The organism is Psychrobacter sp. SWN149 (genome assembly GCF_015864565.1).
Taxonomy (GTDB): Bacteria; Pseudomonadota; Gammaproteobacteria; order Pseudomonadales; family Moraxellaceae; genus Psychrobacter.
Genome location: NZ_JADYWX010000002.1, coordinates 494,532 through 509,323 on the forward strand (window position 1 = coordinate 494,532; position 14,792 = coordinate 509,323).

The following is a 14,792-nucleotide window of genomic DNA, read 5'->3' on the forward strand; positions in this document are numbered from 1 at the left end:
AACAGTTTACCATAGGTCGATTATAGTGTGGCAGCATTAACGCGTACCGCTAGAAAAATAAGGCCAACGTAGCGTTGGCCTTATTTTTGATATCTATAGACGGTATTAGCGGACATGCAGTCGCTTAAATGGATCAGTTGTTATCGATATCAATAGCGTTTTCGATAGGCAATGTGGTACGGCGCGTTGGATTGGTATTTTGTGGATCGACGTTGGCTTCTCGTGCAGTAGAACCAGTACTTGACTGACTATCGATACGTTCAGCGGATGCTTCAGGCAACCCTAGACCGACATTGAGACCTGTGTTATTACGTGCAGGCGATGTATTGGCTACTGATGCGTTGGCAGTAGCGCTAGGCAATCTCAATTGATTGGCATTACGAATCAGCTGTGTCTTGGTCGCGCCATTATACTCACCTGTCGCAACAGATGTGTCTTCCATACCTGAGCGACCAAGCTTACCAAAGGTCAGTTTGTTGAGCCAAGTGCGATCACGTTTGGTGCTAAGCTTCACGCTGCCATTGCTGGTTAGCATTTTTGGATAGTTGATTTGCAACAAGGTCTTATATTCATTCGCCAAATCTGTCAGGCCAAGTTTTTCGTTGCTATAGGCTAGGACAGCGATGGCATCTGGAATAGACTCACTCAGTGGGTAATACTGAAACACCCATTTGGCACGGTTCACAGCAGCGACATACGCTTCACGCTCGATGTACCAGTTGGCGGCACTCATCTCGCTCTCAGCGAACTGATTATAGATAAAGGTCATGCGCTGAGCCGCATCTGGTGTATAAGGGCTGTTTGGATATTTGTTTACCAGCTCTTGGAAATTGGCAAAGGCAATACGCAAGTAAGCAGTATCACGCTCTGCTTGGTTTAATTTAAATATTTTTAGGCCCTCAGATGAACCTTCCATATTGGCCACACCGCGCACATAGTAGGCGTAGCTGACTTGTGGGTTAGATGGGTACAGACGAATAAACTGTTCAGCACTTGCTGCTGCAGCTTCGTACTTGTCGATCTGATACTGTGCATACATCATATCAAGCAATGCTTGCTCAGCGTATTGTCCAGTCGGATAAAAGGTACGCAGATTGGTCAACTCTTCCACACTTTGGATATAGCGACCTTTGTCAATCTGAGTAATCGCATCTGTATAGTAAGCCTGCTCTGACTTTTCTGCAGTTTCTACTGCCTCAACGTCTTTAGCGCCTGTCAGGTTTTTAAAAGTCTGACAACCCACCAGATTGACACTAAGCGCCAGTAACGTGATTGAGGACAGTTTGATAAACGTATTGCCAACAGCTTGCATACTTCTTCTCCGACACAAGAGGCATAATAGCAGCAGCGCTATCATGCTATATAAAAGGTTAATGGTAAAAATGATATCATGACACCAGCCATGAGCGTGTTATTAAGCATGCTAATAAAGCGATCTTTTAATCAATACAGCTTTTATTGAATGCAGTTCTTGTTATAACGCATGTGACGGACACCTCTGTGTCTGATACATGAGTGTTATATAAATTATATAAATAGAGCTTATATAAAAGCTTGCAACACATCGTATGCAATCGTCATCAAAGGGTTTAGATGATTTATATTGTCGATAAATAACAACAATAGTAAAATATAACGCCGCGATGCTGCAATATAAATATAGTGCCATAGCATACAGCAAAACATGGCTATACTTTATAGAATAACAGTGACGCCGTCTATTTTTTCACCATCTATTCTCTATCTACGTTGTTTCGATGGCTAGATTCATTTGATAGGTGTTGATTGTGTAGGCAGTTTAACATGAGCATTTCGCGTGAGCGATATAGAATGTCATCAGCATGGACAAATATACAGTAAATTACAGCAATGTCATGTTCTAGAGAGTTAACCTGCACCGCTTAGCAAGGTAGGCGATAGCCTAAATCTGGTAGATAGCGAACAGCTTCTATAGGGCTTGGACGCGGGGCATGGTACACTATAGCGGCAAGGCCTCTGCCTTTTTGCTTTTCATTGCCTATCGCTACTGGCAATCTCTCAAAAAATAGCCAGCCGATTTTATACTGTTATCTCTACCGTCATTTCACCAACCGTGTCGTGACTTTATAAGATATAGTCTATAAGACATAGATTTGCCATAGATACATTTGTTATAAATAATAATGCCATGACTATTAACTTATCACTGAATCAATCGCGAGATACTGATTCATCAGCACAAGAGCCACCAATGCCAAATAACGTTTTAAATGATAATGAATTACCTGATAACCAGACAATGACTGATGAGCAACTGCACGATGATGTGCAGGATAATGATGACATGCTCGATGAAGACAGTCATGGTATTGACGATGGCGACATTGATGATGACAATATTGACGGTGATGACGATGAACCCTCGGTAGCTGGTCAAGCCGTGCCGGTGATTGTGGATATGACGCACATTGTCACAGAAGATCAGTCTGGTCTGCGCATTGATAAGGTTGCTTCACTGGCGTTTGCAGATTTTTCCCGAGTACAGCTACAAGGCTGGATCACGGACGGTAGCTTGCTCTATAACGGCAGTGTGCAAAAGCCCAAAGTCCGTGTGAAAGCAGAGGATGTATTACAGCTATCGACGACCTTGCAGCAGCATAGCGAAGATCAACCAGAGAATATAGACATCGATGTGGTCTATGAAGATGATGAAGTACTGGTCATCAACAAGCCTGTTGGTATGGTTGTGCACCCTGGCGCTGGTAATCAGACAGGTACTTTGGTCAATGCCTTGCTTTACCATTATCCGCAGCAGCATCATTTGCCGCGTGCAGGTTTGGTACACCGTATTGACAAAGACACCTCTGGATTACTACTTATTGGTAAAACCAAACCTGCACAAATGGCATTGATGGAGCAGCTAAAAGACAAATCTGTTTACCGTCATTATAAATGTGTGGTGGCAGGTGACAAAGCAAGCCTAATGCGCCATCGCCGCATCGATGCACCGATCGGCCGACATCGTACTCAGCGTACCAAAATGACAGTCATGACAGCAGGGCGCGAGGCGGTCACGCATCTATTGAATGTCACCCCGCTCAATGGCAACTACTGTCTACTCGATGTAGGGTTAGAGACGGGTCGTACACATCAGATTCGTGTGCATCTGAGTCATATTACTTATCCATTGGTGGGTGACCGTGTCTATGGTGGTCGTCGTCAATTGCGTGCAGGACTGACAGAGGCGCAGCGTCAAGCGATTAATAATTTTCCGCGTCAGGCATTGCATGCTTATACCTTGGGTTTTGTGCATCCAATGACCGGAGAAGATGTCGAGGTGACCACGCCGCTACCTGAAGACATGGAGCAGTTGATAGCCGTGCTCAGTGACGGCTATGATGACGAATAAATAAATACTGCTGATAAAGTCGTACTGTTTTGAGGGTAAACATGTGCTAAGTAAAAATATGTTAAGCGACAGTGCGCTAAGTGATAATGTGCTACGTGACAGTATATGAGCGACAGTGCGCTAAAAGGGTAAATCAGCCATGACAAACATGACAAATCGCGTTCCTATGAACATGCTGGCACAATTTGATGAGGTGGCGATTTTTCAAACGGCTGCCTTTGCCCATAATGATGTCGACGAACCTGCTGCCCAAAACCAACGTATAGGGCAGAAAGGTCAAGCAAACTACGGTGAGCTAAATCTGGGCCTCCATGTCCATGATAATGCCACAAAAGTGCTAGACAATCGTATGCGTCTGTTGACGGCTATCAATGAGCAGCTGGCAGATGATCTCACTGATCAGCGTCACGGCATCAATAGCTTGCACTGGGTCAGTCAAGTGCATGGTAAAGAGATTTATAATGCCGATGCGACAGCGCTGAATATGGCACCCATGGCAGCGGATGCGATAGTCAGTCAACAAAGTGGTCGCGGACTAGCGATAATGACGGCAGACTGCGTGCCGATCGTCTTATATCAGCCAACCAGTGGCAAAATCGCAGCGATTCATGCAGGCTGGCAAGGGCTGGCTTGCGGGGTCATTCAAGAGACCATCAAGCGATTCACTGAGTCAGGAGCGATACAGGCTTGGATTGGCGTTTGTATTAGTCAGGAAAATTATGAAGTGAATACAGACGTTCGCGATAAGTTGTTGGCTGGGTGTATAACGAACCAAACGTTGTCAGACAAACATATTGATGATTTTGTGGCGCTATTTTCTACACCATCTTACAATGACAAAATCAAGTTAGATTTACCGAAGCTTGCGGCCATGCAATTAGAAGCTGCTAGTGCTATGGTTATGAAGGATTTGCCTGTTGCCTGTAGCTATGCAGATACTCACTATTACTCGTATCGCCGCCAGACTCATATGCAGCAACCTGCAACGGGTCGGATGGCGCTGGTTATCGTACGTCGCTGAAAAATTTCTCATGACTATTAATAAAAAACCTTTCACAATAAAAAAACAGCAGAATAATCTGCTGTTTTTTTATTTGAGTGCTAAATCTGCATTAACATGAGGTCTGTATTAACAAATCGAGTCGCTAGATTTTGGTACTGATAAGCCAAATAAAGGACGTAAATACAGTGCCAAGAAAGTTCCTGCCATTGCTAGTATGCCCCAGATATAGCCATGTAAGCTAAAAGAAGCTATGCCACCAAAGTAAGCGCCGATATTACAGCCGAACGCTAGACGGGCGCCATATCCCATCATCAATCCACCGATAACCGATGCTGCAAAGTTACCTGCAGTAATCTTAGTGAATTTGAACAAGCCACCAGCAGCAGAGGCGATAAATGCGCCAATGATGATACCGATATTCAATACAGTGGTCGAATCTGCAAATATAGAAGCCTCAAGCGCTGCTGCATTAGTCCCTTGCCAGTAGCCCCAGCTGGCCACATCCATGCCAAAGCCGCTCGCAATTTTAGAGCCCCATAATGTAAATGCCGACGTAATGCCCCATGGTTGACCACGTGTGAGCAATGTCAGACCGTTGAGTAAAGCTAAGACGATTGCGGCAGCAAATAGCGGCCAAGAACCACGAAAGATTCGTTTCCAACCAGACTCAGAAGGGACTGGCGCCATCTTAGGTGCGTTTCTCTTTTTTTCAATAACCAATGTTACCCATGCGATAATACCAAATATCGCAAGCGACAGTAGCCATGCACCTGTATAACCAAGACCTGTAGAAGTTGCTAAAGAGAAAGGCGCATAAGCGGGCATCTCTTCTGTCCAGAATGGCAAGTGATAGGCACCAATCGTAGCGCCTACTATGAAGAAGATAAAGGTGATGAACATGACAGAGCGTCCACCGCCTATCGCATAGAGCGTACCAGAGGCGCAGCCGCCACCAAGTTGCATGCCGATGCCAAATACAAACGCGCCGACGACCAAACTGACCCCTAGTGGTGCGACATAACCTGCAACAGGACCACCAAACAGCGTCGTGCCATAAGCAAGGATTGGCGCAAATAACGTGACAGCAACTGCCAACATCAACATGTGCGAGCGCATCGCCTGACCGTTACCCACTGCCATCATACGTCTAAAAGCAGACGTAAAGCCAAAGCGGGCATGGAAAAGGGTATAGCCTAATAATAGACCAATGCCAAGCAAGAGTGATTGAGAGATATGCTGAGTGGCTAGTAGGTATGCAAGCACTATTAATCCTACGATGCCACCACCCATAATCAAAGGTTTCTGAGGCGCATTTAAAACGAGATCATCTCTAATGATAGGATTTTTTGTATCGTTTACAGGTTGGACGAGAGTAGTCAAGGTAATAGCTTCCTTATCCGACGATGTTATCAGATATCATTTTTATAAGAATTTATGTTGGTATGTTTGCGCAGGTTTGCAGAATTGAAAACGGTGTTTTGGTTAATTCTATTCATTTGGTTGAAGAGTAAGAAGGGTGATATCTTAATCCTATTGCCATTAATGTAAACCTACAAATATTAGAAAAATTAGAATTAGTATATGAAAATATGGAATAAAAGAGCTGCTATTCATATTATCGATATTGATAACTACTTATATAATTGATAGTTATAGATATATAGGTCATTAGAGTCTTGTTTACACTGCTTTATCAGCTAGTATGGCCTGCTTTTTTATGCAATATGGATTAAGAGTCTCTGGAATCTCATTAGCCAGACTTTAACAAATAGCTTAAAAAGAAACGGACGTCTGATACAATAGGCTTGAATTTAATAAAGTTCATCGCATATAAACCAACGCGTATGTTTATTCGTTTGTATGCTGTGGCCCCTCGTGAGTCATCAAACCTGTTATAGATTTATTATCCAACCAATTATCCATTATTAGAGTATGTATGAATACACCTGCTAAATCACCAGACACATCCACCTTTACTGATAACGTGCCTAATGTATCAATTGCGGTCATTTTTCATAGCAATTATGGTCATACAAAACGTGTCGCTGAAGCGATCGTACAAGGCGCGCATCAGCAATTGCCAGAGGCGCAAGCTAAGGCAGTCGATGTTTATGATGTTGATTGGGACTATTTGGATCAGGCGGATTTGCTGGTATTTGGTAGTGCGGTATATATGGGTAGCGTGACTGCTGAATTTAAGACCTTTATGGATGAAACATCTAAGCGCTGGTACCATCGTAAATGGGAAGGCAAGTGGGCAGCTGCGTTTGCTAACTCAGGGGGATTGAGTGGTGATAAGCTTGCCGTACTACAACAGATTTCTCTCTATGCCATGCAACACGGTATGAACTGGATAGGTCTGCCGCTCATGCCAACAGGTCATGAACCCCATGATTTGAACCGCTTATCAAGCTTTTTGGGATTGATGACCCAATCACTCGATGGCCCGCCTGAAGAGACGCCAGGGGTAGGAGATATCGATACTGCCATTTGGTTCGGTGATCATCTGGCGAAGACGATTATCAAGCATCAGCCAGCGGACACTAAACGCTAAAAACAGCTAAAGCTCACAGGTTAATAAAACAGGAAAGCAGACATCGTCGATGTCTGCTTTTTTTGTGCCGCTTTTATTGAGCGACAAGTTTTGCAGGAGCGGAGGTGACTGGTATAGGATTGTCAACGAACTGAAAGGATTGGCAACCTGCCAGCATCATCATCGTTGCTAGTAGATAGCCAAAGGCTAATGACTTCATAGTAGTCTCTCAAAAGCGATTTTAAAAACATTATATATGTGCTCGTGCTAGTAGACGATAGGCCTTTGCTATTATATATAAATTTTTCATTGATAAACTATATATGAGAGTGGATATGCGATTGGGTTTTCAAAAAGTTGCATATACCTTTTTACTATTGATAAATTTGATTCAAATTTATTGAACGTATATGTCATGATAAAAGATGAGAGATATTCATCATGTCTGTGTCTTTACTATCACTATCGAGGTTTGTTGAATTTTCTACTATTAGCGAGGTTTTGACCAAGTGTCCATTATTTATTGATATCGGCATGCACTTTAGTGGGTTGTATTGTAAATGAGAATAGTGATAATATGTTGAAAGCTGACCAAATAGTCAAGTATTATCTGGTAGTGGTTTTCTAACAAAAACATCTGACGATTATTGCTATTGGTAACCCATTTATCTTATATAAAGAAGTGCGCTGCTTTATGTTCTCTTGCATACTGAGAGTGTGGGAGAGAATAAAACCACAAACACTTTAGAGCGTGAAAAATACGTGAACGGTTACAGCATGATGTCAATCACATACTTATATCCAGTCTCTAAGCCGTCAAAGTCCTTAAGCGTAATGCTTATCTTCATTATTTTATTTTAGCCGAGTCTTGCTATGATTAGTTTTTACTTAAATGGGAAACGCCACGAGCTAACCCAGCTTAACCCTAATACGACGGTGCTTGAGTATCTACGATTGCATGAAGGCCAAACGGATACCAAGGAAGGCTGCGGCAGTGGTGATTGCGGAGCCTGTACTGTGATGGTTCAGCGATTGCCTAATGCTAGCCAGCAAGTGCTTAATGATGGAAATGGCGACGAAAAAAATGTGACGCCACCGTTCTATACGATTAACTCTTGCATTACGTTAGTGTCGCTCATGGATGGTCATCATCTTATGACGGCCTCTTACTTGGCTGACAATCCAGAACATCATCCAGAACGTGCTTTGTTGCATCCAGCACAGCAAGCGATGGTTGAATGTCACGGATCACAGTGCGGTTTTTGTACGCCTGGGTTTGTGATGTCGCTTGCTTGCGTTTACGAAAACAATCGTACGCAGACAAGTCAAGAAGCAGCAAGTCAAAGCGATGCCAAGCAGCTGAGCTATGATGAAGTGGTTGCATCAATATCTGGCAACCTATGCCGCTGTACAGGGTACAGGCCAATTATCGAAGCTGGTCTACTGATGAGCGATATCGGTCAGCAGAGAGATGAAGATCAGTCAGCGGTGAAAGATCTGACGATCAGTCTAGCTACAGATGCGATGGGTAGTATAAAGGGATCAGCAGTCTCTAAACATGTGCCAGCTGAATTAAAGAATGAAGATCTGAAAGCGATTGCACCTGCACTTAATGATGCTGGGCGACAGTTATATATGCCCAAGTCACTAGATGAGCTTAATCAAGTATTAGCGGCTAATCCAAAAGCAACCATTTGGGCAGGCGGTACGGACTTGGGATTGAGTGTAACCCAGCATTTGGTTGATCACGAGGTCATTATCCAGCTTTCAGGTGTTGAGGCACTAAAGTCATGGTCACTACTTGACGCAAAGCCTGACTCAAGCAATAAAGACTTGAATAACGAGCAAGCTCCTAGCCAATCACTAGTACTAGGTGCTGGCATGAGCTATCAGCAGATGTTGCCTGTATTAGAGCAGTATTTCCCAAGTTTCGCACAAGTATTTGAGCGTATTGCCTCTCCGCAAATCCGTAATATGGGCACCATCGGCGGCAATATAGCCAACGCGTCGCCGATTGGTGACTTGCCACCGATTTTATTGGCATTAGATGCGTCTATTCATCTGCGTCATTGCGCGTCTCATTTTGAAAAGTCAGGTAATGATTCAGATAATAGCGACGCTATTTATACGGATGAGATCATACCTCTATCAGAATTTTTCTTAGATTATAAAAAGACCAAACTGCAAGCAGGCAGTTACGTAGTCGCTATCCATATTCCTCTGATGCATGATAATCAGCGCTTATTTATTCACAAAATTAGCAAACGCTACGAAGATGATATTTCAGCGTGTCTATTAGCGGCGCGAATCGATGTATCAGCAGATGGCATGACGATAGAGAATGCAAAGCTTGGACTTGGCGGCATGGCTGCCATACCATTGTTAGCCACAACCTGTCAGCAAGCGCTCATTGGGCAAGCGGCTGAAGTTGCGAGTTTTGAGCAGGCAGCACAAGTCTTGTCTGCAGACGTTACACCTATGACTGATGTCAGAGCCAGCCGTGAATATCGCTCACATGTGGTACAGCGTCTACTGGTGAAATGCGGTAAGCAATTGGTAGCAGGTAGACAGACCGAGACCGCTTAATTAGCAGAGTTGTAGACTGCTAATACGGCCTAATGGCTACATTTGCCAAAAATAAAAAGAGCATTAATCAAAGCGTACTAATAAAAGAGATCCGCCATGAGCCATCATTCGTCCTTATTTGACAGTTATAGTATCCGCCGCGTGCGTCCGCCAAAAAGTAAAATTGGTACCTCGGCTAAGCATGATAGTGCGATCAGCCATGTCATGGGGACGGCGACTTATGTGGATGATATTGCAAAACCACAAGGTACATTGCATTTGGCTGTCGGCAAAAGCAGCTACGCTCACGCACGTGTATTAAGTATGGATTTGAGTGCTGTCAGAGAGGCGGATGGGGTGGTAGATGTTTTAAGTTTTAAAGATTTACCAGCGCAGACAGATATCGGTGCGGTGTTCGATGGTGAGCCACTGATGGTGGACGACATCACAGAGTATGTGGGTCAGACGCTATTTGTGGTGGTGGCGACCAGTCATCGCGCTGCCAAAAAAGCGGCTACCAAGGCAGTGGTTGAATATGAGCCATTGCCAGCGGTGCTTAGTATTGATAAGGCGTTAGAGCAAGAGTTCTTTGTACGTCCGAGTCATTTTATGAAGCGTGGTGACGCTGCGACTGCGCTTGAAAACTCACCAATTCGCATTGAAGGTCATATTCATATGCGCGGGCAAGAGCACTTTTATCTCGAAGGCCAAGTGTCTTATGTGGTGCCTTGTGATGATGGCGGGTTAGAGGTGTACACGTCGTCGCAGCATCCAAGTGAGGTGCAGCAGCTCGTCGCCGAAGTGACAGACTTGCCATTTCATGCGGTAAACACAGTCGTGCGCCGTATGGGTGGGGGCTTTGGGGGTAAAGAAACGCAAGCTGCTGCATGGGCATGTCTGTGCGGTATCATCGCCAAACGCCATAATGTCCCTGTCAGTATGCGTCTAGATCGTCAGGATGACATGGTAGTAACTGGTAAGCGCCATGAGTTTGCCAATCGTTACGAAGTCGGTTTAGACGAGTCTGGTCGTATATTGGGCGTAGACATGCAATTGGCTGGTTTGTGTGGTTATGCGCCAGACTTGTCTGATGCCATCGTTGATAGAGCGATGTTCCATTGTGATAATGCCTATTATTATCCAGCTGCTCATGTGGCAGGTCATCGCTGCAAAACGCATACTGTATCCAATACTGCCTATCGAGGGTTTGGTGGTCCGCAAGGCCTGATGACTGCTGAATATATGATGGATCATATTGCGTATACCTTGGGGCAAGACCCGCTAAAAGTGCGCTTGGCAAACTTGTATCAAGATGGTCAAAGCACTCATTACGGTCAGACCATTGAGCATTTCGATTTGGCGACAATCATGACCAAGTTGGCAGATGATTGCGATTATGACAACCGCCGTCAACAAATCCTAGAAGCCAATCAAAAAGCTACCGCTGAAGGCAGTGATAAACGTTTGGGTCTTGCTTTAACGCCAGTAAAATTCGGTATTTCATTTACAGTGCAGACGCTCAATCAGGCGGGTGCATTGGTACATATTTACACTGATGGCAGTATCCACCTCAATCACGGCGGTACGGAAATGGGGCAGGGTTTATATATTAAAATTGCCCAAATTGTTGCCAATGAATTTGATGTTGATTTAGATACGGTCAAAGTATCAGCGACACGTACGGATAAAGTGCCTAACACTTCACCAACCGCTGCGTCATCAGGGACAGATATCAATGGTAAGGCAGCACAAAATGCTTGCTTGAGTATCAAAGCGCGCATACTTGAGTTCGCTGCTGAGCATTTCGACGTAGCACAAGAAGACATACGCTTTGAAAAAAATCATGTCTATATCAGTGATAAAGAAACGCTGACTTTTGCTGAGATGATTCAACTGTCGTACCAGAATCGTATCAGCTTGTCGTCTACTGGCTACTATAAAACGCCTAAGATATTTTATGATCGCTCTAAAGCATGGGGACGTCCGTTCTTTTACTTTGCATTAGGTGCTGCCTGTGCTGAGGTGGAGATTGATACGTTGACAGGTGAGTACAAAGTACTGCGCTGTGATGTATTACATGACGCGGGACAATCGATCAACCCTGCAATTGATATTGGCCAGATTGAAGGTGGTTTTATGCAAGGTATGGGTTGGCTCACGGCAGAAGAGCTGATCTGGAATGATAAAGGAAAGCTCGCATCTGATAGTCCTGCCAATTATAAAATCCCAACTGCGCATGACTTGCCTAAGCAGTGGAATGTCAAATTGTACGATCGCAAAAATGAAGAACAGACTATTTATAACTCTAAAGCAGTGGGCGAGCCGCCGTTTATGCTGGCAGCCAGTGTTTGGTGCGCCCTCAATAATGCGGTCGCGAGCCTAGGTGAGTATAAAAAGAATCCAGAGTTGACCATGCCTGCGACGCCAGAAGCGGTATTAAAAGCAGTCATGCGTATGCAAGGTACGCCGTGGGATCTAACAACTAAAGCAGATACAGATACGGTTGATAGTTTAGTCAAAGGCGCAGAAAAGAACAGCGACCTTTACAACGAAAAAGCAATGCCGCAAGACGTACGTCATGCCAAAGACATCGATCCATTGGAGGTGGCAGGTAAAAAAACCGATGATCAGCCTAATGCGATAGAGCATCCAAATGTAGCAGGGGCAAGAGGTCCTGCGCACAGTGAATGAGTCGTTAGCACCGCCAGTCGTTTGGTATGAAGGTCTAGCGCGATATCAGCAGCGCGGCATCGCTCACGTGTTGGCGACGGTCGTAGCCGTGAATGGATCTGCGCCTCGAGCGCTACAGGCAAAGATGATCGTCACGCAAGACAGTATCGTGGATACGCTGGGCGGCGGCGGTCTAGAGCACGACGTTATCAATACGGCAAGGGAGCTATTGAATGGTGAAATAGCAACCACAGTATCAAAAGAAGGCAAACCAAAAGTTTCTGAAACTGACAGTGAAAGCACGTCAGAATACTCATCCTCTAAAGCAGTGCTCCGTGATGCTGTCTATACCAAGCATTATCCATTGGGTGCAAAGTTGGCGCAGTGTTGCGGCGGTAGCGTCACTGTTATGTTCGAATGCTTTAACGTAACGCCGCCGATGTCAGTATTAGTGTTTGGTGCAGGGCATGTAGCATCAGCATTAATGACGATCCTTGCAGAGCTACCTTGTCAAGTAGATTGGGTAGACAGTCGCCCAGAGATGTTTGAGCGTTATTTAGTTGATAAATCTAATACTAATCAATCCAAACTTTATAACTTACCAGCGCATATCCGTCCGCATATCGATGATGAGCCTGTAGATTTTGTGCGCCCATTTATCGAGCAGGGCGGTCAGCGTTTTATCCTGATTATGACTCATGATCATAGTGTTGATTTTGAGTTGGTACGAGCAGCATTAGATACTATTTCTGACATTAGCTCATCTGACAATGAATGCTCAGATATCTCAGCACCTTACATAGGCTGCATTAGCTCAGCAACTAAGGCTAAGCGTTTTAGAGATCGTTTGATTCAGCGTGGCTACAGTGAGCAATTAGTAAATCAACTGGTTATGCCAATTGGATTGCACTTTGGTGGGAAAGAGCCAATGGCGGTGGCGGTCTCTATCGTGGCACAACTGTTGCAGCAGTATCATCAGGCCATTTCTTGAATGGCTCACTCCATGTAACTTTGTCACTTTTCATTAAATCATCAAATCGCTCAGTACTATCAAGCCATGTGAGACCCTCAAATGACCCTACATATTTATCAAGCTCATTTATTACATTATATTAGCGAAGATGACCTTGCTAAGCGTACGGCTTCTGAATCATCCGATACTAGAGCCCCTGACTTTCTAGTAAACTTGACCGTTGATAAAGATACAACGTTGCTACCAGTGATTGAAGATGTACAGGTTTATCCTGAATATATTGCCGACGGCGCACTTGTTATTGACGATGAGACTGGACTGGTTATCAATTATGGCAGTCGAGAGGCTATGTTAGCAGATTATCTGCTGACCACTATTGATGAGAGTCGAGAACCCGTACAGATTCATGACCATCGACACAAACTCATCATGCCAGGTTTTATTGACACCCACGTGCACTATCCGCAGATAGATATGATAGCCGCTTATGGTGAGCAATTGCTCGACTGGCTTAACAATTATACTTTCGTCACTGAGGCCAACTTCAGCGATCCAAAAGTAGCACATGACACTGCGCAGTTCTTTTTAAATCAGCTGCTGGCCAATGGTACGACGAGCGCCATGGTTTTCTCTACCAGCCATCCATTATCTGCAGAAGCATTCTTTACGGAAAGTCACCAGCTGAATACTCGCATGATCACAGGTAATGTGCTGATGGATCAAAATGCGCCCGATAATTTGTGTGTGCCTACTGAGCAGGGCATCCGTGATACGCAAAATATCATTGATAACTGGCATGAGCGCGGCCGCCAACATGTGGCTATTACGCCAAGATTTGCGATTACTTCAACACCCAAGCAGTTGCGCATGGCGGGCGAGCTGTATGCCAGTTACGAGAGTGTTTATCTGCAGACGCATCTTGCAGAGAATCATGATGAGATTGCATTTGTAAAACAACTGTATCCCAATCATAAAGGCTATCTCGATGTCTATGACGATATGGGTCTACTCGGTCGACGCACCACCTTGGCACATGGTATTCATCTTGAAACATCGGAATATGAGCGTCTGCGCGCGACTGGTACGCAAATATCACACTGTCCGACGTCCAATTTATTTTTGGGTAGTGGATTGTTCGATTTACCCAAGACGCTAAGTTATACCGGTGTCAGTATCGCCACTGACGTTGGGGCAGGGACGAGTCTATCTATGCTGACAACTCTGTCAGAAGCATATAAAATCCAACAACTACAAAGCAATCAGCTATCTGCTCACCAAGGGCTATACCAAATTACGTTGGGTAATGCCCAGTCGCTATTATTGGACAATAAAATCGGTAACTTTATGCCAAATAAAGAAGCGGATTTTGTGGTCATTGATATGAATGCAACGGCATTGCTTGAGCGGCGTATGGCACAGACCAAAACACTTGAAGAGCAGCTGTTTGTGCTGATGATGCTGGGTGATGATAGAGTGATTGAGGAGACCGTAATCGCAGGCGTGAGTCGATATCGCAGCCGCAGCGTTGCTTCATAGGATTGAGATACAAGCATATCAGTGCTGTACCTCAATCAATAACGCGTTAGATTTCTTTCAGATATAAAAAATAAACCCTTATTCCTACGATATAGGAACAAGGGTTTTTTACTGCCAATAGAGT

10 protein-coding genes are annotated in these 14,792 nt (G+C 44.5%); 7 read left to right on the forward strand and 3 right to left on the reverse strand.

Translation table 11 applies throughout. From position 1 onward, the window contains the following. Nucleotides 1-133: 133 nt before the first annotated feature. Nucleotides 134-1,312 (reverse strand): outer membrane protein assembly factor BamD, encoded by a 1,179-nt coding sequence (locus tag I6E86_RS04785; RefSeq protein WP_197175730.1) that lies wholly within the window; start codon nucleotides 1,310-1,312, stop codon nucleotides 134-136. 855 nt (nucleotides 1,313-2,167) lie between these two features. On the opposite strand from I6E86_RS04785, the gene I6E86_RS04790 reads away from it, so the two are divergent. Together I6E86_RS04790 and I6E86_RS04795 are read left to right on the forward strand one after the other, a co-directional pair. Further along, a complete protein-coding gene (locus I6E86_RS04790) occupies nucleotides 2,168-3,388 on the forward strand; it encodes an RluA family pseudouridine synthase (protein ID WP_194363112.1) in 1,221 nt (406 codons plus the stop codon). A 139-nt stretch (nucleotides 3,389-3,527) separates the two neighbouring features. Next, a complete protein-coding gene (locus I6E86_RS04795) occupies nucleotides 3,528-4,409 on the forward strand; it encodes a polyphenol oxidase family protein (RefSeq protein WP_227680535.1) in 882 nt (293 codons plus the stop codon). Nucleotides 4,410-4,517: 108 nt separating this feature from the next. Here the strand turns inward: I6E86_RS04795 and I6E86_RS04800 are convergent, their stop codons facing one another. After that, nucleotides 4,518-5,771: a YeeE/YedE family protein gene (locus I6E86_RS04800; protein ID WP_197175731.1), complete on the reverse strand. Its 1,254-nt coding sequence runs from the start codon at nucleotides 5,769-5,771 to the stop codon at nucleotides 4,518-4,520. 556 nt (nucleotides 5,772-6,327) lie between these two features. On the opposite strand from I6E86_RS04800, the gene I6E86_RS04805 reads away from it, so the two are divergent. Continuing rightward, on the forward strand, nucleotides 6,328-6,945 hold the full coding sequence (locus tag I6E86_RS04805) for a flavodoxin family protein (protein ID WP_197175732.1): 618 nt from the start codon (nucleotides 6,328-6,330) through the stop codon (nucleotides 6,943-6,945). A gap of 73 nt (nucleotides 6,946-7,018) precedes the next feature. Here I6E86_RS04805 and I6E86_RS13760 read toward each other — a convergent pair whose 3' ends face one another. After that, on the reverse strand, nucleotides 7,019-7,144 hold the full coding sequence (locus tag I6E86_RS13760) for a hypothetical protein (RefSeq protein ID WP_265090673.1): 126 nt from the start codon (nucleotides 7,142-7,144) through the stop codon (nucleotides 7,019-7,021). Between the two features lie 653 nt (nucleotides 7,145-7,797). On the opposite strand from I6E86_RS13760, the gene I6E86_RS04810 reads away from it, so the two are divergent. The 4 genes from I6E86_RS04810 (at nucleotide 7,798) to guaD (ending at nucleotide 14,668) form a co-directional block, all read left to right on the forward strand. Beyond that, nucleotides 7,798-9,510, forward strand: coding sequence for a xanthine dehydrogenase small subunit (locus I6E86_RS04810; protein ID WP_197175733.1), 1,713 nt, complete (start codon nucleotides 7,798-7,800; stop codon nucleotides 9,508-9,510). A gap of 96 nt (nucleotides 9,511-9,606) precedes the next feature. Beyond that, the gene (gene xdhB, locus I6E86_RS04815) at nucleotides 9,607-12,180 is read left to right on the forward strand and encodes a xanthine dehydrogenase molybdopterin binding subunit (RefSeq protein ID WP_197175735.1); all 2,574 of its coding nucleotides are present in this window, start codon (nucleotides 9,607-9,609) and stop codon (nucleotides 12,178-12,180) included. After that, nucleotides 12,173-13,150: an XdhC family protein gene (locus tag I6E86_RS04820; RefSeq protein WP_197175737.1), complete on the forward strand. Its 978-nt coding sequence runs from the start codon at nucleotides 12,173-12,175 to the stop codon at nucleotides 13,148-13,150. Before xdhB ends, I6E86_RS04820 begins: the two co-directional genes overlap by 8 nt. A gap of 81 nt (nucleotides 13,151-13,231) precedes the next feature. Beyond that, complete coding sequence (guaD, locus tag I6E86_RS04825; RefSeq protein ID WP_197175739.1) at nucleotides 13,232-14,668, forward strand: guanine deaminase; 1,437 nt, start codon at nucleotides 13,232-13,234, stop codon at nucleotides 14,666-14,668. Nucleotides 14,669-14,792 lie beyond the last annotated feature (124 nt).

Coding starts and splice junctions, on each gene's coding strand:
- I6E86_RS04785 (WP_197175730.1), bottom strand. CDS start 1,312: ATGCAAGCTGTTGGCAATACGTTTATCAAACTGTCCTCAATCACGTTA.
- I6E86_RS04790 (WP_194363112.1), top strand. CDS start 2,168: ATGACTATTAACTTATCACTGAATCAATCGCGAGATACTGATTCATCA.
- I6E86_RS04795 (WP_227680535.1), top strand. CDS start 3,528: ATGACAAACATGACAAATCGCGTTCCTATGAACATGCTGGCACAATTT.
- I6E86_RS04805 (WP_197175732.1), top strand. CDS start 6,328: ATGAATACACCTGCTAAATCACCAGACACATCCACCTTTACTGATAAC.
- I6E86_RS13760 (WP_265090673.1), bottom strand. CDS start 7,144: ATGAAGTCATTAGCCTTTGGCTATCTACTAGCAACGATGATGATGCTG.
- I6E86_RS04810 (WP_197175733.1), top strand. CDS start 7,798: ATGATTAGTTTTTACTTAAATGGGAAACGCCACGAGCTAACCCAGCTT.
- xdhB (WP_197175735.1), top strand. CDS start 9,607: ATGAGCCATCATTCGTCCTTATTTGACAGTTATAGTATCCGCCGCGTG.
- guaD (WP_197175739.1), top strand. CDS start 13,232: ATGACCCTACATATTTATCAAGCTCATTTATTACATTATATTAGCGAA.